Source organism: Sphingomonas sp. BL-S-25 (assembly GCF_055521555.1).
Map to the genome: position 1 here is coordinate 1439639 of NZ_CM145486.1, position 19799 is coordinate 1459437.

Below are 19799 nucleotides of genomic sequence, written 5' to 3' on the forward strand. Positions count from 1 at the left end.
CGCGGCCTTGTTGTTTGTTCGTGCGGACGTGATAGCGCGGCAAAACAAGAAGGGCGAGCATGTCGCAACCTACCCGAATTCTTCTTGCCCTGATTGCGGGCCTGCTGATCGGCGTGATCGCCGCGAGCCAGACGCCGCAAGGTGCGCTTCAGGCTGCCGACTGGGTCCAGCCGATCGGCACGATCTGGCTCCATGCGCTCCAGATGACGATCGTCCCGCTGGTCGTGTCGCTGCTGGTGACCGGCATCGCCGCCACCGCCGAAAAGGCGCGGGCGAGCAAGCTGGCGACGCGTGCGTTCATCACCTTCATCGTGCTGCTGTGGTGCTCGTCGGCGCTGGGGGGCATCCTGACGCTCACCTATCTCGACGCCTTTCCGCTGGCGCCCGATTCGGCCGCCGCGTTGCGCGGGGCGCTCGCGCACACCGCGCCCGAAATCGGGACGGTGCCGCAGTTTGTCGACTTCATCATCGGGATGGTGCCGTCCAATCCGCTGACCGCGGCCGCGAACGATGCCTTCCTGCCTCTGGTCGTCTTCACCACCGTGTTCGCCTTCGCGATCACCCGGCTTCCCGCCGAGGAGCGCGGGGTGCTGACGCGCTTCTTCCAGGCGGTGGCGAACGCGATGCTGATCGTGATCAACTGGGTGCTGTGGCTCGGGCCGCTCGGCGTCGGCGCGCTTGCCTATGTCGTCGGCGCGCGGGCCGGCACCTCGGCCTTCGGCGCGCTACTCCATTATGTCGCGATCATCTCATCGGTCGGCATCGTCCTGTGGCTCCTGGCGGTACCGTTCGCGGTGATCGCAGGCCGCGTCTCGCCGCTGCGCTATATTCGCGCGGTCGCCCCGTCCCAGGCAGTCGCCTTCTCGACCCAGTCGTCGCTCGCCAGCCTGCCGGCGATGCTCAAGGCGACCGAGCGGCTGGGCGTGCCGGTGGCGCAGGCGGGCGTGATGCTGCCGATCGCGGTGGCGATCTTCCGCTGGACCGGGCCGGCGATGAATTTCGCGGTGGCGATCTATGTCGCCCACTGGTTCGGCATCCCGCTGGGGCCGAGCCAGCTTGCCGCCGGCTGGGCGGCTGCGGCGATCACCACCATGGGCGCGGTCGGCCTGCCCGGCACGATCAGCTTCGTCAGCTCGATCGCGCCGATCGCGATCGCGATGGGCGTACCGATCGCGCCGCTCGGGCTGCTGGTGGCGGTCGAAACGATCCCCGACATCTTCCGCACCGTCGGTAACGTGGCGATGGATGTCGGCACCACCCGCGCGATCAGCCGTGCCGCCGGTGGCAGCGACGAGGATGCCGATACCGAAGCGGACGAATTGCTTCGCCAGGAATAGCCGCCGGCGCCCTGCCGGCGGCGACCCCGCCTACTTCATCAGCACCAGTTCTTCGGCCATGGTCGGGTGCAGCGCGATGGTCTGGTCGAAATCGGCCTTGGTCAGCCCCGCCTTCACCGCGATCGCCGCGGCCTGCAGGATCTCGGGCGCGTCCGGCCCGATCATGTGCAGCCCCAGCACCCGCCCGGTATTGGGTTCGCATACCATCTTGTACAGCGCCCGCTCGTTGCGGTTCGCCAGCACGTTCTTCATCGGGCGGAAGTCGGACGTATAGACCTTCACCGCCCCGAACTTGTTCTTCGCCTGCCCCTCGGTCAGGCCGACGCCCGCCATCGGCGGATGGCTGAACACGGCTGCAGGAATGGTCTCGTAGTCGACCCGATGCGGCTTCTCGCCGAAGATCGTGTCGGCAAAGGCCTGGCCCTCGCGGATCGCGACGGGGGTCAGCTGCACACGGTTGGTCACGTCGCCCACCGCGAAGATGCTCTCCACATTCGACCGGTTGTCGGCATCGACCTTCACCGCGCCGACCACGTCGAGCTCGACGCCGATCTCCTGCAGGCCCAGCCCCTCGGTATTGGGCGCGCGGCCGGTGGCGAAGATCACGCGATCGACCTCGATCGGCTCGTGATTGCTCATGCTGACCTTCAGGCCGGTTTCGGTCTGCTCGATCCCCTCGAACGAGGCGTTGAAGCGGAACTCGATCCCCTTGGCGATCGAGATCTGGAGCAGCCGGTCGCGGATCGTTTCGTCATAGCCGCGCAGGATCTGGTCGCTGCGGTTGATCAGCGTGACCTTGCTCCCCAGCTCGTTGAAGATGCCGGCGAATTCGTTGGCGATATAGCCCGCGCCGGCGATCAGCACCCGCTTGGGCAGGGTCTCGAGATGGAAGACCTCGTTCGAGGTGATGCCCAGATCGTTGCCGGGGCAGTCGGGGATCTGCGGCCGCGCGCCGGTGGCGATCAGGATATATTTCGCGGTGACCGTGCGGCCGCTGGCCAGCTTCACCTCGTGCGGGCCGGCGACGGTCGCGCGCTCGTTGAAGATCTCGACCTTGTTGTTCTCGAGCGTCTGTTGATACAGCCCGTTCAGCCGGTCGACCTCGCCCAGCACATTGTCGCGCAGCATCGCCCAGTCGAACCCGCATTCGGGCACATCCCAGCCGAAGCGGCGGGCATCCTTCAGATCCTCGGCGAAATGCGCGCCATAGATCAGCAGCTTCTTGGGCACGCAGCCCCGGATGACGCAGGTGCCGCCGACGCGAAATTCCTCGGCGATGCCGACGCGCGCGCCATAGGCGGCCGAGACGCGCGATGCGCGCACGCCGCCCGAACCGGCGCCGATGACGAACAGGTCATAATCATAGTCAGCCATCGAAATCCGCTCCAGAAAACAGGGCATTGCCCGCGCCGCCATGTGGTGGCGCACGCGGGCGAATGCGAGGGGGTCAGCGCTTGCGCACGAACTCGGCGCGCAGCACCAGACCCTTGATGCCGTCGAACTTGCAGTCGATCTCCTGCGCGTCGCCGGTCAGGCGGATCGACTTGATCAGCGTGCCGCGCTTCAGCGTCTGGCCCGCGCCCTTGACGGTCAGGTCCTTGATCAGCGTGACCTGATCGCCGTCCTGCAGCAGGTTGCCGACCGAATCGCGAACCTCGACCTGGTCGGCCGCTGCCGCCTTGTCGGCGGCCTCGGCGGCGCTGATCCACTCGCCGGTCGCTTCGTCATAGACATAGCTGTCGTCGCCGCCCGACATCAGCCGAACGCCCGGGTGATCAGGTCGGTGGTCGAGGCGTCGAAATCCTGGCCGCCGCGGTCGGCCGCCTTGGCCATTTCCTTGCCAAGCTCGACGCCGAACTGGTCGAACGGATTGATGCCGGTCAGCACTGCATTCACGAAGGTGCGCGCCTCGTAAAAGGCGATCAGCGCGCCCAGCGTGCGCGGATCGACCCGGTCGAGCAGCAAGGTGGTCGACGGACGATCGCCCGGATAGGCGCGCGCCGCATCGTCATTGGCGCGGCCTGCCATCAGCGCGGCGCCCTGGGCAAAGGCGTTGAGCAGCAGCTGGCGGTGATGGTCGGGGTCGAGCGCATCGCCGGCCTCGATCGAGGCAATGAACTCGACCGGCACCAGATGCGTGCCCTGGTGGAGCAGCTGGAACACCGCATGCTGCGCATCGGTGCCGACGCCGCCCCAGGTGATCGGCGAGGTCGGCCATTCGACCGGCTGGCCATCGGCCGTCACGCGCTTGCCGTTCGATTCCATCTCGAGCTGCTGGAGATAGGAGGGCAGAAGCGCGAGCCGCTGATCATAGGCGAACACCGCGCGCGTCTCGCATCCGCGGACCTGGGTGTAATAAAGGTCGGCGAAGGCGGCGAGTACCGGGGCATTGGCGGCCAGCGGAGTGAAGCGGAAATGGCGGTCCATCTCGGCCGCGCCCTCCAGCAATTCCTCGAACGCGTCCCAGCCAAGCGCCAGCGCGGCGGGGAAGCCGATCGACGACCAGAGCGAATAGCGGCCGCCGACGCTCTCGGCGAAGGGAAGGACGCGGGTCTCGTCGATGCCCCACTCCACTGCCTTGTCGGGCGCGGCGGTCAGCGCGACCATCTGGCCATAGGGATCCTCGACCCCGCCCTCGGCCAGCCAGTCGAGCGCACTGCGCGCGTTGAGCAAGGTCTCGGTCGTGGTGAAGGTCTTGGAGGCGATCGCGACGATCGTCGCCTGCGGGTCGAAGCGGTCGAACGCATCCTCCAGCGCGACGCCGTCGACATTCGATACGATTGCGACGTCATAGCGGTTCATGTCGCGGCCCAGCGCATCGACCAGCAGGTCGGGACCGAGCGCCGATCCGCCGATGCCGATGTGCAGGATGTGCCGCACTGGACCCAGCGCCTCGGCCTCGATCGCGTCGATCAGCGCGCGCATCCGCGCCTGGAACATGCGCGCCTGCGCCACGCTCTCCGGCGCGCCCTCGCCGCGCTCGGCACCATGTTCGGCGGCGCGACCCTCGGTCACGTTGACCGTCTCGCCCGCATAAAGTGCGTCGCGCTTGCGGCCCAGCTCCATCGTCTCGGCGATGCGGGCGAAGGCGGCGATGCCCTCGGCAGTCAGATGGGTCTTTGACCAGTCGAAATGAATACCGGCGACATCGGCGGTCAGGCCGGTCAGGCGATCGCCATCCTCAGCGAACAGCGTGGTCAGCGTCTTGGATTCGAGCGATCGGACTTGGGACCAGTCGGGCAGCGCCATGATGAGAGACTCCTTGGGTTTGCGGGCTCTATCGGCCCGGAAAGCGCGCGCCACAAGGATTGATCCGCTTGACGCCATCCCTCGCCCCAAGCAGAGCATGTCGCATGACCCAGGGCTATACCGTCGACCCGCTCGCGCCTGCCAAGCCGGAGTCCGAATGGCGCGATCTCGCCAGCTTCCTGCTGAAGCTCGCGATCGTCGTCTTCATCATCCGCAGCTTCATCTTCTCGCCGTTCAGCATCCCGTCCGAATCGATGCTGCCGCGGCTGCTGATCGGCGACTATCTGTTCATCACCAAGTGGAATTACGGCTATTCCAAGCACTCGCTTCCGTTCAGCCTGCCGCTGATCCCGGGCCGGGTATTTGCCGGCACGCCGGAGCGCGGCGACGTGGTGGTGTTCAAGGCGCCGGGTCATAATGGCGAGGACTGGATCAAGCGGGTGATCGGCCTGCCCGGCGACACGGTGCAGATGCGCGGCGGCCAGCTGATCCTGAACGGCCGGTCGATCCCCAAGCAGAAGGTCGCGGACTTCGTCCTGCCGATCTCGCCCAATTATCGCGCCGCGACCTCGCCGCAGGATATCGACGCCAATTGCAAGTTCCGCTTCGTCCGCACCGCCGCCGACGGGACGCAGACCTGTCAGATGCCGCGCTTTCGCGAGACGTTGCCGAACGGCAAGAGCTATGACGTGCTCGATCAGGACCAGCTGCCGCAGGACGATACCGACGTCTTCACCGTGCCGGCCGGCCATGTCTTCCTGATGGGCGACAATCGCGACAATTCGACCGACAGCCGCTTCCTGTCGCCGCCCTATGGCAACGGCATCGGCTATGTCCCGCTGGAGAATATCCAGGGCAAGGCGGTGGTCAGCTTCTGGTCGACCGACGGCAGCGCCAACTGGTTCCTGCCTTGGACCTGGTTCACCGCCGCGCGATGGGAGCGGCTCGGGGAGGGATTTTGAAGCCTGATCTGGCGGGATGGCTGCGAACGACGTTCGACCGCTCTCCCAAGGACCAGGCCCCGTTCGAACGTGCGCTGACCCATGGCAGCCAGGCGGCGGCCAATTACGAGCGACTCGAATTTCTCGGCGACCGGGTGCTGGGCCTGATCATCGCCGAATGGCTGTTCGAACGGTTTCCGGCGGAACCCGAGGGCGCGCTGTCGCGGCGGCTGAATGCGCTGGTGACCGGCGCCGTCTGCGCACAGGTCGCCCGCGATCTCGGTGTGGTGCCGTTCCTGCGACTCGGTAAACAGGCGCGCGACGACGGCGCGCATGACAGCGACAATGTGCTGGGCGATGTGATGGAGGCGCTGATCGGCGCCTATTATCTCGACGCCGGGCTCGATTCGGTGCGCGGCTTCATCCGCAAGGCCTGGGCGGAGAAGATCGAAGCGCATGCCCAGGCGCCCAAGCACCCCAAATCGGCGCTGCAGGAATGGGCCGCGGCGCATAACCGCCGCCCACCTGAATATGAGGTGGTCGACCGCTCCGGCCCGAACCATGCCCCGCGCTTCACCGTGAAGGTCGTCATCGGCAAGCTGGCCGACGCCACCGCCGAAGGAACGAGCAAGCAGGAAGCGGAAACCGCGGCCGCTGCGGCGTTGCTGGAGAAGCTGGAGAACTGAGCGCCGAGAGGCGCTACAGACGACGAGCGCCGGCAAGCGGAAGTGAAGGTCCGACGGCATATCGACGTCGCTGCACCAAGCGTAGACAAGACCAGAGAAGATTCGAGGAATGAAGCCATGACTCATTCCAGTTCCACTCGCTGAAGCCGTCGAAAGTGGCTGCGCGACCACCCGTTCGCGCTCTAAACGCATCATATGCGCTGCCCCGCGGCCAGCGCATGCAGTGCCGCGACATGGCGATCGAACGCGGCCCGCCCCGCGCGAGTGATCGAGATCCAAGTGCGCTGCCGTCCGTTGACGCTTGCCTTGCGCAGAGTGACGTAACCCGCGTCGCTCAGTTGACCCAGATGTTTGGACAAGACCGAATCGCTCACTTCCAGCATTTCGCGCATCGTCGCGAATTCCAGATCGGTGACGTCACCCAGCAACGCCAGGAGCTGAAGCCGGGCGGGCGGGTGGATCAGGCTGTCCAGCCCCTCAATCGCCATCCCGCACCTCGCCCAGTTCGCGGCGATAGACCCGCTCCCACATCATGCTGCCGATCATGCAGCCCAGCGCAACCGCGGTGCCGATCACGACCGGCGCCCAGACCAGCCCATAGGCCGTGCGCAGCGCGATGGCCCCCGCGAGCGCGGCCAACGTGACGAGGCCGATCAGGATCGACAGCCATAACGTCTTTCCGCGCCGGTAGCCGCTGACGAAGAACCCGTCGCGGGATCGGTCGCGCGCGACGATCAACCCGGTCGCGACCATGCACAGCACGACGCCCAGGATCGGCCATGGCGCGGGCAAGGCATAGCTCGCGACCAGCCCGCCCATGACCAGCCCGAACGCGGCGTGGCGCCCGAGCGACCAATGTGCCCGACCCGCCATCTGACTGCGGGTCGACCGGATCGCCGCCAGTGCGCGACTGGCCTCACGCTCGTCCACCCCGAAACCCTTCTTGTATTCACTTTCCAACATGGAAACTTATAACTTGACGGATTGGAAAGTTACAATCACTTTCCACATCGGAAAGTGATAAATGGGGTTCGGATGACGATGAAACTGGTCTGGCTGGCGGCGTTGATCGCCGGCGGCGCGTGGTGGGTCCGCCGCGACATGGCAAGCTACCGGAGCTTTGCCGCACTGGAGGAGAGCGAAGCGCGCCAGCGAGTCTATCTCGGCTGGATTCTGCAGAGCTTCGTGCTGCTGACCGGCTCTGCGATCGTGACGCTGTGGCTGGCGGGTGGGCTGACTCCGTTCGAAACCTTCCCGGCCGCCTTCGATCCCGTTCACCTTGCGCTGCGCAGCCCTGACGCACCGGCGACCGGCGAGCGCGCGGTCAGAATAGGGATCGGGATGGCGATCGGAATGGCGATCGGCGTGTCGATCGCGATCTTCTTGCAGCGGCGACGGCTGAAGAAGATGCTGAAGCCGGTTCCCGGCCCGGCCGATGCGCTGATCCCCCGCAACCGCCGAGAGACCCTGCTTGCCCTGGCGCTCAGCATCAACGCCGGCTTCAGCGAGGAGCTGTTGTTCCGGCTCGCTTTGCCGCTGCTCCTGTTCGGCCTCACCGGTTCGCTGGAGATCGCGTTCGGCCTGGCCGCGATCCTGTTCGGCCTCGCCCATGGCTATCAGGGATGGAAGGGCGTGCTCGCGACGATGGCGGCCGGCGGCGTGCTGACCCTGATCTATCTGGCACAGGGGTCGCTGCTCAGGGTCATGATCCTGCACGCGCTGGTCGACATCATCGCCCTGATCGTGCGGCCCGCGATCCTGCGCTGGCTTGCCCGGCGGCAGGGGGCGCGGCGCTGATCGCCCCCTAACGGCCCTGCGACCGCCAGCGGCGAATCGTGCGTTCGAGGATCCCGTCCTCGCCGCCCGTCTCGCGCCACAGTTCGGAAAACAGGGGATCATCGGATGCGGGGCGTTTGATCTCGTCGAGCGGGTCGAACACCAGACGGGTCGGGGTCGCGACGCCCTCGCCCACCGCGATGCACTCGCGGTTGCGCAGCGCGGGGATCGAGTCGAGAAAGCCGCGCGCGCCCTCGGGCATCGCCGCCTTGACGAAGGCCTGGTCGCGCTCGTTGTTCAGGCGCATCGACAGGATCGTGCCGCATTGCGACAGCACGCCTTCGGCCAGGTCGGACGGACGCTGGGTGATCAGCCCCAGCGAGACGCCATATTTACGGCCCTCCTTGGCAATCCGGCTGAGGATCCGGCCGACCGACGATCCATCGGCGTTGCGCTCGTTGGGGACATAGCGATGCGCTTCCTCGCACACGAGCAGCACCGGCCGCTTGGGCTCGTTGCGCGACCAGATGGCGAAGTCGAACACCATCCGGCTCAGCATCGCGACCACGACCGAGGTGATTTCGCTCGGCACGCCCGACACGTCGATGATCGAGATCGGCTTGCCGTCCCCCGGCAGGCGGAAGATGCGCGCCATGAAGCTCGCCATCGTGTCCGCGACCAGCATGCCCGAGAACATGAAGGTGAAGCGCGGATCGCCCTTCAGCTCGTCGATCTTCGATCGCAGGCGCAGATAGGGGGCGGTGTCGGTCGCCTTGTCCATCTTGCCCATTTCGAGCTGCAGGATCGCGGTCAGGTCCGACAGCAGATAGGGGACCGGCGCATCGACGGTCAGCTTGCCGATCTCCTGCGCCAGCCGGTTCTTGCCCTTGGCCAGCAACAGGCACTTGCCGAGGATATCGGCATCGACCTGGCGCGCCGATCCTTCGGTGGTCAGGAACACCTCGCAATGTTCCTCGAAGTTCATCAGCCAATAGGGCATTTGCAGGTTGGACACGTCGAACAGCGCGCCATTGGTCTTGAACGCCGCCGAATATTCGCCGTGCGGGTCGATCATCACGATATGGCCCTGCGGCGCCAGCTCGCAGATCCGGTGGAGGATCAGCGCCGCCGCGGTCGACTTGCCGGTACCGGTCGATCCGAGCAGCGCGAAATGCTTGCCCAGCATCGCATCGACATACAGCGCCGCGCGGATGTCGCGCGTCGGATAGACATTGCCGATCTGGATATGCGCCCGGTCCTCGGCGGCATAGATCTGCTTGAGATCGGGGGTGGAGACGGGAAACACCTCGCAACCCGGCGTGGGATAGCGGGTGACGCCCCGACGGAAGCGATAGAGCTTGCCGGTCAGCCGCTCCTCGTCGCCTTCGCCCAGGAAATCGACCTGTGCCGCGATCCGGTCCTCGCCGGTCAGCTTCATCGATCGGACATTGGCGATCAGCCAGGTCGAGCCGACGCGCACCTTGATCTGGCTGCCGACCTGGCCGGCATTGGCCAGCGCCGCGTCGGGCGATCCGGCATAGGCGTCGAGCGCGGCCGCGTCGAAGAGGACCTGGCTGGACGATCCGGCGATCTCGACCACGGCACCGATCGGCCGCAGCGCCGCGAGCCCCAAGGGCGCGTCATGCGCGGCCGCGACCGCCTCCTGCACACCCTGTCCACCGAACTGACCGTCCATACCCGCTCCCGCAAAACGCGGCGCCCTTTTGCGGTCCCAGCGGTAAACAATGCGTGACGCTTCGGCCTAGAAGCGGCGCCAGATCGCTCCCGCGCCCCAGCCGAGCAGCACCGACAGCGCCACCACGACCAGGCCATAGACGATCGAATAGCGTTCGGCGGACCGCGCGACGAAGCGCTCGAACCCCGACTTGCGGATCTCGATCGGCCGCACCGCCGCCGCCAGCACCCGGCCGTCGCGGATCAGGAAGGTCTCGGCGGTGTAGCGGCCGACGGGCACGCGCGCCGGGATGTTCAACCGCGCGCGGTAGAGCACGCCGTCGCTGATCTCGACCGCGCCGGGCGCCTCGTAATAGAGGCCGCTGCGCTTCCTCAGATCGACCAGCCCGGTGTCGAAGCGCCGCTGGACCTCCGGCGCAGCCCCCGAGGCTGGCGACAATTGGAGATTGTCGATTCCGAGCTCGTAAATGTCGCGCGTCCGCTGATCGACCAGCCGGTTGATCGGCCGCGACGAGGCGATCGCATAGAAGCTGGGCGCCGAGCGATAGCGCATCCGGTCGGCATTGACCCAGATGCCGGCGACCTTCTCCTTCTCGCGCACCAGCACCGACTGGGTCGGCCCCTTGACCACCACGACGATCTCGGGCGGCCTGTCGCCCTCGGCCGGGCGGCGACCATCGGGATAGACGATCGCGCCGAACAGCAGCAGGTCGGCGCCGGTGAAGGAATAGGCGATCTGGATGTCGCGCTGCGACACGTCGGGCACCAGCACCGGCTTGGGCGCGGCCTGGCCCAGCAGCACCGGCGCCAGCAGCGCGAGCAGCCAGGCGCGCCTCACATCAGTTCCACAGAATAGATTTCGTCGGGGCGCCAGGCGAGGCCGAGCAGCATCCGCACCGCGACCAGCAGCACGATGATCGCCAGCGCGAGCCGGAGATATTCGGGCCGGGTCTTCATGGCGAAGCGCGCGCCGAGCTGCGCACCGACCACCGACCCGACCAGCAGCAGCGCGGCCAGCACGATGTCGACTGCCTTGGTCGTCGTCGCATGGACCATCGTCGCCCAGGCGGTGACGAACAGGATCTGGAACAGCGAGGTGCCGACCACGACCTGCGTCCCCATGCCCAGCAGATAGAGCATCGCCGGCACCAGGATGAACCCGCCGCCGACGCCCAACAGCATCGTCAATATGCCGGTGGCGAAGCCGAGGATCAGCGGGGCGAGCGGCGAGATGTAGAGGCCCGAGCGATAGAAGCGCCAGCGCAGCGGCAGCATCGCGACCAGCGGATGGTGCCGCCGCTTGCGCGCGCGGATCGTCACGCCAGCGGCACGCGCGCGCAGCGCCTGGATGGTCTCGACCAGCATCAGCCCGCCGATCGACCCGAGCATCAGCACATAGAGCACGGCGATCACCGCATCGATCGCGCCGCGCGCCTGCAACCAGGCAAACAGCCAGGCGCCGGCAAAGCTGCCCAGCATCCCGCCCACCACCATCACCACGCCCATATGCACGTCGACGCCGCCGCGGCGCAGATGCGCGAACACGCCCGACACGCTGGCGCCAGTCACCTGGCTGGCGGCCGAGGCGGCGGCGACCGTGGGAGGAATGCCGTAGAAGATCAGCAGAGGGGTGGTCAGGAACCCGCCGCCCACGCCGAACATGCCCGACAACAGGCCCACGCCCAGCCCGAGCGCGACGATCACCAGCGCATTGACCGACAGGTTGGCAATGGGGAGATAGAGATCCACCGCGCGGCGATACCCTGCCTTGCCGGACAGAAAAAGGCGGCGGGACCAGAAATCCGCGCATCGCTCCGTCCGTCGCACACCAATCCATGATATGTTGCAGGCCAACGGCCTACGGGATATCCCTTAGGCTTCTACCGGCGTGACCGATCGTCCGGAGGTGCTGCCATTGTCATCTTGGGCGAACCCTCGAGGCTGTTTGCGCGTTGATTAGTTCGGGGGCGGTATAATCGAGCCGCGTCCGCCAAAGGGGATGGACAGGATGAAGCTCGGTACGCGGATCGCGATCGTGGCCCTCGCGCTGGCACCGATCGGTGCCTATGCCGCATTCGGCGCCAACACGCCCCAGGTCGAGATGGCGACACCCGGCATCGGCGACGGCGCGATCGAGCGGTTCACGGTCCGCTTCAACCAGCCGATGGTGCCGCTGGGCGATCCCCGCGCCGCCTCCCCGTTCAAGGTCGAATGCGCGATCGGCGGCGAGGGCCGCTGGGTCGACCAGCAGACCTTCGTCTATGATTTCGCCAGCCCGCTCCCCGGCGGGACGACCTGCAAGTTCGCCTTCGTCGACAAGCTGCGCACCCTGTCCGGCTTCGAGGTGGGCGGCCAGCGCGAGTTCACCGTCGATTCGGGTGGGCCGATCGCCCGCGCCGTACTGCCCAGCCGCTATTCGAGCGAGATCGAGGAGGACCAGGTCTTCGTCGTTGCCGCGAACATGGGCGTCGACCGCGCGTCGGTGGCCAGCAACGCCTATTGTTCGGTCGAGGGCGTGGGCGAGAAGATCCCGGTTCAGGTGCTGGGCGACGATGTCGCGGGCAAGCTGATCGCCGATCTCGGCACCGATCGCTGGGAGGTGCGCAGCTTCCTGGGCGATGCCGGCCTGCCGCAGACGCTTCCTGCCAAGGCCGAGGAGCGCGCCAGGGCGACGCAGAGTCTGGTCGCGGTGAAGTGTGCGCGGCCGCTGCCCGCCGGGCGCGACATGGCGCTGATGTGGGGCAAGGATATCCGCAGCCCGTCGGGCCGGGTGGCCGGCGCCGACCAGCGCTTCGACTTCACCGTGCGCAGCGCGTTCGAGGCGCGCTTCGAGTGCTCGCGCGTCAATCCGCAGGCGGGATGCAGCCCGGTCCAGGACGCCTGGATCAAATTTTCCGCGCCGATCGCCGCCGACAAGGCGAAGGCGATCCGCATCCAGCTGCCCGACGGCAAGCAGCTGACGCCGATCCTGAATGACGATGACAAGAATGACGCGTTCGTCGCCCAGGTGAAGTTCAAGGCGCCGCTTCCCGCTGCGACCACCGGCAAGCTGATCCTGCCCGCCGACGTCACCGACGAAAGCGGGCGCACGCTCGCCAATGCCCAGCGCTTCCCGCTCGACCTGCGCTTCGACGAGCCGCCGCCGCTGGTGAAGTTCGCCTCGACCTTCGGCATTCTCGAGGCGAAGGAAGGCGGCACGCTTCCGCTGACCGTCCGCAATGTCGAGGGCCAGCTCGATACCAGCCGCCTCAGCCTGTCGGGCCAGTCGCTGCGCGTCGACAGCGACGGCGAGGTCGCGCAGTGGCTGCGCACCATCGAGGATGCTGGCCGCTACAAGAGCGATACCCTGAAGCGCGGCGAAGAGACGATCCGGATCAACCAGACCGGCGCCAAGCCGATTCTGGCCGGCGTGTCGGGTGCCTCGACCTACAAGTTCGGGCTGCCGAGCGGCGGCAAGGAGTTCGAGGTCATCGGCATTCCGCTGACCAAGCCCGGATTCTATGTGGTCGAGGTCGCCAGCCCGCGGCTGGGCGAGGCGCTGCTGGGGCGCAAGGCGCCGCGCTATGTCGCGGCGGGCGCACTGGTCACCAACATGGCGGTCCATTTCAAATGGGGCCGCGAAGGCTCGCTGGTATGGGTCACCTCGCTCGACCGCGGCGCAGGCGTGGGCAGCGCCAATGTCCAGATCACCGACAGCTGCACCGGCCAGTTGCTGGCACGCGGCACGACCGACGCGTCGGGCCGGCTGGGCGTGCCCGCGGGCATTCCCGAGCCGGAAAGCTGGGGCGGCTGCGAAGGCAACAACTCGCATCCGCTGATGGTCTCGGCGCGCAAGGATGACGATTTCAGCTTCAGCCTGACCAGCTGGGGCGAGGGCATCCGGCCGAGCGACTTCGAGCTCCCCTATGGCTACAGCGCGCCAACCGAGCAGTTCCACACCGTGTTCGACCGCGCGCTCGTCCGCCAGGGCGAGACGATCCACATGAAGCATATCGTGCGCAAGCCGGTGCTGAAGGGCTTTGTCCGCGGCGCCGCCTTCACCGGCACGCTGCGCCTGTCGCATCGCGGATCGGACACCCAGTTCGACCTGCCGCTGACCATCGACGCCAGCGGATCGGGCGAGACCGAATGGACCGCGCCCCAGGGTGCGCCGATGGGCGAATATGACCTGCAGGTGCTGGTCAAGGACGAGGGCGGCCAGGAACGCACGATCTGGACCGAACAGTCGTTCAAGATCGACGAGTACCGCCTGCCGACGATGAAGGCGAGCGTCGACGGGCCGAAGGACGCGCTGGTGCGCCCGGCCAATGTCCCGCTCGACCTGTTCGTCGGCTATCTGTCGGGCGGCGGCGCCTCGAACCTGCCGGTCGAGCTGCGCGTCGGCTATTTCGACGGCAATCGCACGCCTTCGGGCTATGAGGGCTACAGCTTCGGCGGCCAGGCGATGACCGAGGGGCTGCGCCCGCTGAACGGCGACGAGGATGATTATCGCTCGGCATCGACCCTGCCGCCGACCCAGACGCTGCCTGCGACGCTGAACGGCGAAGGTGCTGCGCGGACCACGGTGGAGGTGCCGCAGACGCTGTCGGGCAACACCGACATGCTGGTCGAGATGGATTATCAGGACGCCAATGGCGAGATCCTGACCGCCTCGCGCCGCATCCCGATCTATGCCTCGGCGGTGCAGCTGGGCGTGAAGACCGATGGCTGGCTGATGAAGCAGGACGATCTGCGCCTGCGCTTCGTCGCGCTCGACACCGCGGGCAACCCGATCGACAACCAGGCGATCTCGGTCGAATTGTACAGTCGTGAAGTTTTGACCGCGCGGCGCCGGCTGATCGGCGGCTTCTATGCCTATGACAACCAGGTGAAGGTGACGAAGCTGTCGGGCACCTGCTCGACCAGCACCGATTCGCTGGGCCTGGCACAGTGCCAGCTCGACCCGGGCGTGTCGGGCGAGGTCTATGCCGTCGCCACTGCCAAGGACGCCAATGGCAATGTCGCGCGCGCGGTCACGTCGGTGTGGCTGGCGGGCGAGGATGACTGGTGGTTCGGCGGCGACAATGGCGACCGCATGGACGTCATTCCCGAGAAGCAGGAATACAAGGCGGGCGAGACCGCAAAATTCCAGGTCCGCATGCCCTTCCGCGAGGCGACCGCGCTGGTGACGGTCGAGCGCGAGGGCGTGCTGTCAAGCTTCGTCGTGGGCCTGACCGGGACCGATCCGGTGATCGAGGTGCCGATGCCGGGCGACTATGCGCCCGACGTCTATGTGTCGGTGATGGCAGTGCGCGGCCGCGTCGGCGGCTGGCAGACCTGGCGGGCCGATCTTGCGCGCGACTGGGGTCTCAATGTCTTCTCCAAGGATGGCGGCAAGCCGACCGCGACGGTTGACCTCGCCAAGCCCGCCTATCGCCTTGGCATCGCCAAGGTGAAGGTCGGCTGGGACAGCCACCGGCTGGGCGTCGCGATCAAGGCGGACAAGGAAAAATACGCCGCGCGCGAAACCGCGAACGTCGATGTCACGGTGAAGACCGCCGACGGCAAGCCGGCAGCGAGCGCCGACGTCGCCTTCGTCGCGGTCGACGAGGCGCTGCTCCAGCTCGCGCCCAATGAGAGCTGGGACCTGCTGACCGCGATGATGGGCAGCCGCCCGTTGTCGGTGCTGACCTCGACGGGCCAGATGCAGGTCGTCGGCAAGCGCCATTACGGCAAGAAGGCAGTCGAGGCCGGCGGCGGCGGTGGTGGCGACCTGTCGGGTCTGAACCGCGAGAATTTCCAGCCGGTGCTGCTGTGGAAGGGCAAGGTCGCGCTCGATGCCAATGGCCATGCCCGGGTGCAGGTGCCGCTGTCCGACGCGCTGACCAGCTTCAAACTGGTTGCGATTGCAAGTAACGGAACGTCGCAATTCGGCACCGGCGACGCGGTGATCCGATCGTCGCAGGACCTGTCGATCTTCTCCGGCCTGCCGCCGCTGGTGCGCACCGGCGACCGGTTCGGCGCGGTGTTCACGCTGCGCAACGGATCGTCCAAGCCGATGAAGGTGACCGCGACGGTCAAGCTCGACCCCGCGGTTGCCAATGGCAATCCGCTGACCGTCGAGATCCCGGCGGGCGGCGCGGTGCCGGTCGCCTGGAACCTGACCGCGCCGGCGAACGAGGGCAAGCTGAGCTGGACGGTCGAGGCGAAGTCGGCGGACGGCAAGTCGGCGGACCGCATCACCGTCGTCCAGGACGTCGTCCCCGCGGTGCCGGTCGAGGTCTGGGCCTCGAGCTTCGGCAGGGTCGGCGGCACGCCGTTCACCGTCGCCCCGCCCGCAGGCGCCCTGCCCGGCCGCGGCAGCGTCAGCATCCTGCTGGCCGATACGCTCGCGCCACCGCTCCAGGGCGTGCGCGACTATATGTCGGCCTATCCGTACAACTGCCTCGAACAGCGCACCTCGCGCGCGATCGCGACGGGGGATACGGGTGCCTGGACGCTGATCGCCAGCGAACTGCCCGCCTATCTCGATAATGACGGGCTGGCGCGCTACTTCACCAACAATTCGCTCTCCGGATCGGAGGCGCTGACCGCCTATCTGCTGTCGATCACCGCCGAGGCGGGGCTGCCGGTGCCGTCGGGCCCGCGCGAGAAGATGATCGAGGCGATGAAGGCGGTGCTCGACGGGCGCCTGCGCCGCGAGGATTATGGCGATGTCCGGCTGCAGCGGGTCGCGGCCTTCGCCGCGCTGGCCCGCAACGGTGCAGCCACCCCGGCGATGCTCGGCCAGATCGGCATCGCGCCCGCAGAGATGCCGACCTCGACGCTGGCCGACTATGCCCAGGCGCTGCAGAAGGTGCAGGGCATCGCCAACGCCAATGCGCTGCGCGCCGAGGCCGAGCGCGTGCTGCGCACCCGGCTGGTCTATGAAGGCACGCGGATCGACCTGAGCGACAAGGGCAGCAGCCCGTGGTGGCTGATGGCGTCCGACGACGAGGCGGCGATCAAGGCGGTCGTCGCCACGCTCGGCCGCCCCGGCTGGGAGAATGAGGCGGCCAAGATGATGGTCGGCGTCGGGCTGCGCCAGACGCGCGGCCATTGGGACACGACCACCGCCAATGCCTGGGGCACCGTTGCCGCGCGCAAGTTCATGGCGATGTATCCGGCCGAAGCGATCGCGGGCGTCACCACCGGCACGCTGCTGAACCAGACGGTCAGCCGCAACTGGCCGCTGGCGATGCCCGAGCGCAGCTTCAGCTTCGCCCTGCCGACGACGCAGGCGCCGCTGACGCTCACCCAGTCGGGCGGTGCCGGACCCTGGGCGTTCGTCACGGTGAAGGCTGCGGTGCCACTGACCCAGCCGCTCCATGCCGGCTACAAGATGAGCAAGAAGGTCGAGGTCATCCAGGCGTTCAAGCCGGGTCAGCTCAGCCGCGGCGACGTGGTCAAGGTGACGATCACGGTTGACGCGACTGCGGAGCGCAACTGGGTCGTGATCAGCGATCCGGTGCCGACAGGCGCGACGGTGATCGGCAATCTGGGCGGACAGTCGCAGATGCTGGGCGAGGCGGCCGAAGGGTCGGGCCTGTCGCCCAGCTATATCGAGCGCGGCCGCGACGCCTGGCGCGCCTATTTCGGCTGGATGCCGCGCGGCAGCGTCACCGTATCCTATGTGATGCGGCTGAACTCTTCGGGCGTGTTCAACCTGCCCGCCAGCCGGGTCGAGGCGATGTACTCGCCCGAGATCCGCTCGCAGGTGCCCAATCAGGTGATGACCGTGGCGCAGCGGTGACCCGGTGGCAGAGGGTTAGGGAAAGCCGGCCCGCGCGCGCGATCCGGGCCGGCGCGGGCGTCGTCCGCGGCTGGTTCGACCGGCTGCTGACCGACTGGGACGAACGCGGCTGGCGCGGGGTGTTCACCCGGTCGCGGATCGGATGGAGCCTCGCGCTGGTGCTGGTCGGCGGGCTCGCCGCGCTCGACTTCGCCACCTTGCCGCCGACACTGCCCGATTATGACGAGCAACGCGCCGCCTATCGCCCGTCCGAGGCCTGGCTGTACGACCGCAACGGGGTGCTGCTCGACAGTTCGCGGGTCAATTTCCAGGTCCGCCGGCTCGGCTGGACCCCGCTCGACCAGATCTCGCCTGCCGCGCGCGAGGTGATCCTGGCGGCCGAGGACCGGCGCTTTCGCGAACATGGCGGGATCGACTGGCTGTCGCTGGGCGGATCGATCCGCGACCGGATCGAGGGCAAGCGCGCCCGCGGCGCATCGACGCTGTCGATGCAGGTCGCGGCCTATCTGTCGCCCGGGCTGGCGGCACCGGGCCGGCGCGGGACCTGGGACAAGCTGCGCCAGATGCGCGCTGCCAATGCGCTGGAGTCGCGCTGGACCAAGGACCAGATCCTCGAGGCCTATCTGAACCTGGCCGGGTTTCGCGGCGAGGCACAGGGGATCGCCGCGGCGGCGCTGGGCCTGTTCGGCAAGACGCCCGCCACGCTGACCCGCGACGACGCGCTGCTGCTGGCAGCTTTGCTGCCCGAACCGCGCGCATCGGCTCAGAAGCTGGCGCAGCGCGCCTGCGCCCTGTCGCGCGATGCCGATTGCAGCCGGTTCCTGCCCGCCGCGATCGCGATGCTGGGTCCGGCGCGCAGCCTGGCACTCGACCCCGGACTGGCGCCGCACCTGTCGGACATGCTGCTGACCACACCGGGCGCGCGGATCACGACCACGCTCGACATCCGGGCCCAGCGCGCCGCGATCCTGGCGCTGCGCCGCCAGCTCCAGGGACTGGGCGGCAGCCGCGCGCGCGACGGCGCGGTGGTGGTGGTCGACAACCGCAGCGGCGACGTGCTGGCGATTGTCGGCGGGATCGGCGGCGCGTCGACCGCACCGGCAGTCAATGGCGCGACCGCCTATCGCCAGGCCGGCTCGACGCTGAAGCCCTTCCTCTACGCCCAGGCTCTCGAGCGGGGCTATCTGACCGCCGCATCGATCCTCGACGATTCGCCGGTGCAGCTCGATACCGCCTCCGGCCTCTATGTGCCGCAAAATTACGACAAGGGGTTCAAGGGGCCGGTGTCCGCGCGAGTGGCGCTGGCGGGATCGCTCAACGTGCCGGCGGTCCGCACGCTCATCCTGGTCGGGGTCGATACGTTCAAGGACCGGCTGTTCGACACCGGCTATGCCGGGCTGGTCGAGGACGGTGACTATTACGGGTTCAGCCTCGCGCTGGGATCGGCCGAAGTCACGCTGATGGAACAGGCGGCTGCCTATCGCAGCCTGGCGCTGGGCGGGCGCTGGACCCCGCTGCGCCTCATCAAGGGCGAGGCGATCAAGACCGAGCATCGCACCACGACGCCGCAGGCGGCCTGGATCGTCGCCGACATGCTGTCCGACCCCAATGCCAGGGCGGCGACGTTCGGGATCGATTCGGCGCTGCGCCTGCCCTTCTGGGCGGCGGTGAAGACCGGCACGTCGAAGGCGATGCGCGACAATTGGTGCATCGGCTTCTCCGACCGGTTCACCGTTGCGGTGTGGGTCGGCAATATGGAGGGCGATCCGATGCGCGCCGTATCCGGCACCAGCGGCGCAGCCCCGGTGTGGCGCGACGTGATGATGGCACTGCACGGCGGCACCCCGAGCCGCGAGCCGCCGCCCCCCGAAGGGGTCGAGAGCCGCACCATCCGCTTCGCCGCCGGGCTGGAGCAGCCGCGCCGCGAATATTTCCTGAAAGGAACTGCGGTGTCCACGGTGGCCCTGGCGCCACCGGAGTCGCGCCGCCCACGGATCGTCAGCCCCGCCAAGGGCAGCGTCTATGCGCTCGACCCCGATATTCCGGCCGACAATCAGCGGCTTGCCGTGACCTTTTCCGGCGACATTGCGGGACATCGGCTGGTGCTGGACAAGACCGATATCGGCAGCGCGAGCGCCGGTCCGATGATCGAGGGGACGCGCGGCCGGCACATATTGAAGCTGGTCGATGTGTCGGGACGAACGGTCGATCAGATCATCTTCACAATTCGATGAACCAAATGCCGATTCGAGCGTTGCGCGATTCGGTCCCCTCCCCCTTTCGGGACCACGCGAACGCGCCTGCGCGAACGCACAGGCCCCGGGACCCTGTATCAGGTCCCGGG

Annotated in this window: 14 protein-coding genes; 6 read left to right on the forward strand and 8 right to left on the reverse strand. The window is 67.5% G+C overall.

Going from position 1 to position 19799, the window contains the following annotated elements; all coding sequences use genetic code 11:
* Nucleotides 1-59 precede the first annotated feature (59 nt).
* Nucleotides 60-1337, forward strand: coding sequence for a dicarboxylate/amino acid:cation symporter (locus tag ACZ1H8_RS07075; protein WP_465180637.1), 1278 nt, complete (start codon nucleotides 60-62; stop codon nucleotides 1335-1337).
* Nucleotides 1338-1367: 30 nt separating this feature from the next.
* Here ACZ1H8_RS07075 and gor read toward each other — a convergent pair whose 3' ends face one another.
* The 3 genes from gor to pgi all read right to left on the reverse strand — a co-directional run bounded on the left by gor (nucleotide 1368) and on the right by pgi (nucleotide 4586).
* Complete coding sequence (gor, locus tag ACZ1H8_RS07080) at nucleotides 1368-2711, reverse strand: glutathione-disulfide reductase (protein WP_465180638.1); 1344 nt, start codon at nucleotides 2709-2711, stop codon at nucleotides 1368-1370.
* A 73-nt stretch (nucleotides 2712-2784) separates the two neighbouring features.
* Nucleotides 2785-3093: an alkylphosphonate utilization protein gene (locus ACZ1H8_RS07085; RefSeq protein ID WP_346244884.1), complete on the reverse strand. Its 309-nt coding sequence runs from the start codon at nucleotides 3091-3093 to the stop codon at nucleotides 2785-2787.
* Nucleotides 3093-4586 carry a glucose-6-phosphate isomerase gene (gene pgi / locus ACZ1H8_RS07090; RefSeq protein ID WP_465180639.1) on the reverse strand — a complete coding sequence of 498 codons (1494 nt, stop codon included), beginning with the start codon at nucleotides 4584-4586 and terminating at the stop codon, nucleotides 3093-3095. Before pgi ends, ACZ1H8_RS07085 begins: the two co-directional genes overlap by 1 nt.
* A 104-nt stretch (nucleotides 4587-4690) precedes the next feature.
* Here pgi and lepB point away from each other — a divergent pair, with 104 nt between their 5' ends.
* Together lepB and rnc are read left to right on the forward strand one after the other, a co-directional pair.
* Entirely contained in the window at nucleotides 4691-5548 is an 858-nt protein-coding gene (gene lepB / locus ACZ1H8_RS07095) for a signal peptidase I (RefSeq protein WP_465180640.1), read from the forward strand.
* Complete coding sequence (rnc, locus tag ACZ1H8_RS07100; protein WP_465180641.1) at nucleotides 5521-6213, forward strand: ribonuclease III; 693 nt, start codon at nucleotides 5521-5523, stop codon at nucleotides 6211-6213. The genes lepB and rnc overlap by 28 nt, the downstream gene beginning before the upstream one ends.
* A gap of 191 nt (nucleotides 6214-6404) precedes the next feature.
* Here the strand turns inward: rnc and ACZ1H8_RS07105 are convergent, their stop codons facing one another.
* Nucleotides 6405-6701 (reverse strand): transcriptional regulator, encoded by a 297-nt coding sequence (locus tag ACZ1H8_RS07105; protein WP_465180642.1) that lies wholly within the window; start codon nucleotides 6699-6701, stop codon nucleotides 6405-6407.
* On the reverse strand, nucleotides 6691-7176 hold the full coding sequence (locus tag ACZ1H8_RS07110; protein ID WP_465180643.1) for a hypothetical protein: 486 nt from the start codon (nucleotides 7174-7176) through the stop codon (nucleotides 6691-6693). The genes ACZ1H8_RS07105 and ACZ1H8_RS07110 overlap by 11 nt, the downstream gene beginning before the upstream one ends.
* Before the next feature lie 72 nt (nucleotides 7177-7248).
* On the opposite strand from ACZ1H8_RS07110, the gene ACZ1H8_RS07115 reads away from it, so the two are divergent.
* The gene (locus ACZ1H8_RS07115) at nucleotides 7249-8010 is read left to right on the forward strand and encodes a CPBP family intramembrane glutamic endopeptidase (RefSeq protein ID WP_465180644.1); all 762 of its coding nucleotides are present in this window, start codon (nucleotides 7249-7251) and stop codon (nucleotides 8008-8010) included.
* Between the two features lie 7 nt (nucleotides 8011-8017).
* Here ACZ1H8_RS07115 and ACZ1H8_RS07120 read toward each other — a convergent pair whose 3' ends face one another.
* The 3 genes from ACZ1H8_RS07120 to ACZ1H8_RS07130 form a co-directional block, all read right to left on the reverse strand.
* On the reverse strand, nucleotides 8018-9685 hold the full coding sequence (locus ACZ1H8_RS07120) for an ATP-binding protein (protein ID WP_465180645.1): 1668 nt from the start codon (nucleotides 9683-9685) through the stop codon (nucleotides 8018-8020).
* Nucleotides 9686-9751: 66 nt separating this feature from the next.
* Nucleotides 9752-10522: a TIGR02186 family protein gene (locus tag ACZ1H8_RS07125; RefSeq protein ID WP_465180646.1), complete on the reverse strand. Its 771-nt coding sequence runs from the start codon at nucleotides 10520-10522 to the stop codon at nucleotides 9752-9754.
* The gene (locus ACZ1H8_RS07130; RefSeq protein WP_465180647.1) at nucleotides 10519-11433 is read right to left on the reverse strand and encodes a sulfite exporter TauE/SafE family protein; all 915 of its coding nucleotides are present in this window, start codon (nucleotides 11431-11433) and stop codon (nucleotides 10519-10521) included. Before ACZ1H8_RS07130 ends, ACZ1H8_RS07125 begins: the two co-directional genes overlap by 4 nt.
* A gap of 259 nt (nucleotides 11434-11692) precedes the next feature.
* Here ACZ1H8_RS07130 and ACZ1H8_RS07135 point away from each other — a divergent pair, with 259 nt between their 5' ends.
* Nucleotides 11693-17455, forward strand: coding sequence for an alpha-2-macroglobulin family protein (locus tag ACZ1H8_RS07135; protein WP_465180648.1), 5763 nt, complete (start codon nucleotides 11693-11695; stop codon nucleotides 17453-17455).
* A gap of 119 nt (nucleotides 17456-17574) precedes the next feature.
* Nucleotides 17575-19689, forward strand: coding sequence for a penicillin-binding protein 1C (pbpC, locus tag ACZ1H8_RS07140; RefSeq protein ID WP_465181358.1), 2115 nt, complete (start codon nucleotides 17575-17577; stop codon nucleotides 19687-19689).
* Nucleotides 19690-19799 lie beyond the last annotated feature (110 nt).

Bases quoted from the DNA above. Each gene is read 5' to 3' on its own strand.
- ACZ1H8_RS07075 (WP_465180637.1), top strand. From the start codon at position 60: ATGTCGCAACCTACCCGAATTCTTCTTGCCCTGATTGCGGGCCTGCTG.
- gor (WP_465180638.1), bottom strand. From the start codon at position 2,711: ATGGCTGACTATGATTATGACCTGTTCGTCATCGGCGCCGGTTCGGGC.
- ACZ1H8_RS07085 (WP_346244884.1), bottom strand. From the start codon at position 3,093: ATGTCGGGCGGCGACGACAGCTATGTCTATGACGAAGCGACCGGCGAG.
- pgi (WP_465180639.1), bottom strand. From the start codon at position 4,586: ATGGCGCTGCCCGACTGGTCCCAAGTCCGATCGCTCGAATCCAAGACG.
- lepB (WP_465180640.1), top strand. From the start codon at position 4,691: ATGACCCAGGGCTATACCGTCGACCCGCTCGCGCCTGCCAAGCCGGAG.
- rnc (WP_465180641.1), top strand. From the start codon at position 5,521: ATGGGAGCGGCTCGGGGAGGGATTTTGAAGCCTGATCTGGCGGGATGG.
- ACZ1H8_RS07105 (WP_465180642.1), bottom strand. From the start codon at position 6,701: ATGGCGATTGAGGGGCTGGACAGCCTGATCCACCCGCCCGCCCGGCTT.
- ACZ1H8_RS07110 (WP_465180643.1), bottom strand. From the start codon at position 7,176: ATGTTGGAAAGTGAATACAAGAAGGGTTTCGGGGTGGACGAGCGTGAG.
- ACZ1H8_RS07115 (WP_465180644.1), top strand. From the start codon at position 7,249: ATGACGATGAAACTGGTCTGGCTGGCGGCGTTGATCGCCGGCGGCGCG.
- ACZ1H8_RS07120 (WP_465180645.1), bottom strand. From the start codon at position 9,685: ATGGACGGTCAGTTCGGTGGACAGGGTGTGCAGGAGGCGGTCGCGGCC.
- ACZ1H8_RS07135 (WP_465180648.1), top strand. From the start codon at position 11,693: ATGAAGCTCGGTACGCGGATCGCGATCGTGGCCCTCGCGCTGGCACCG.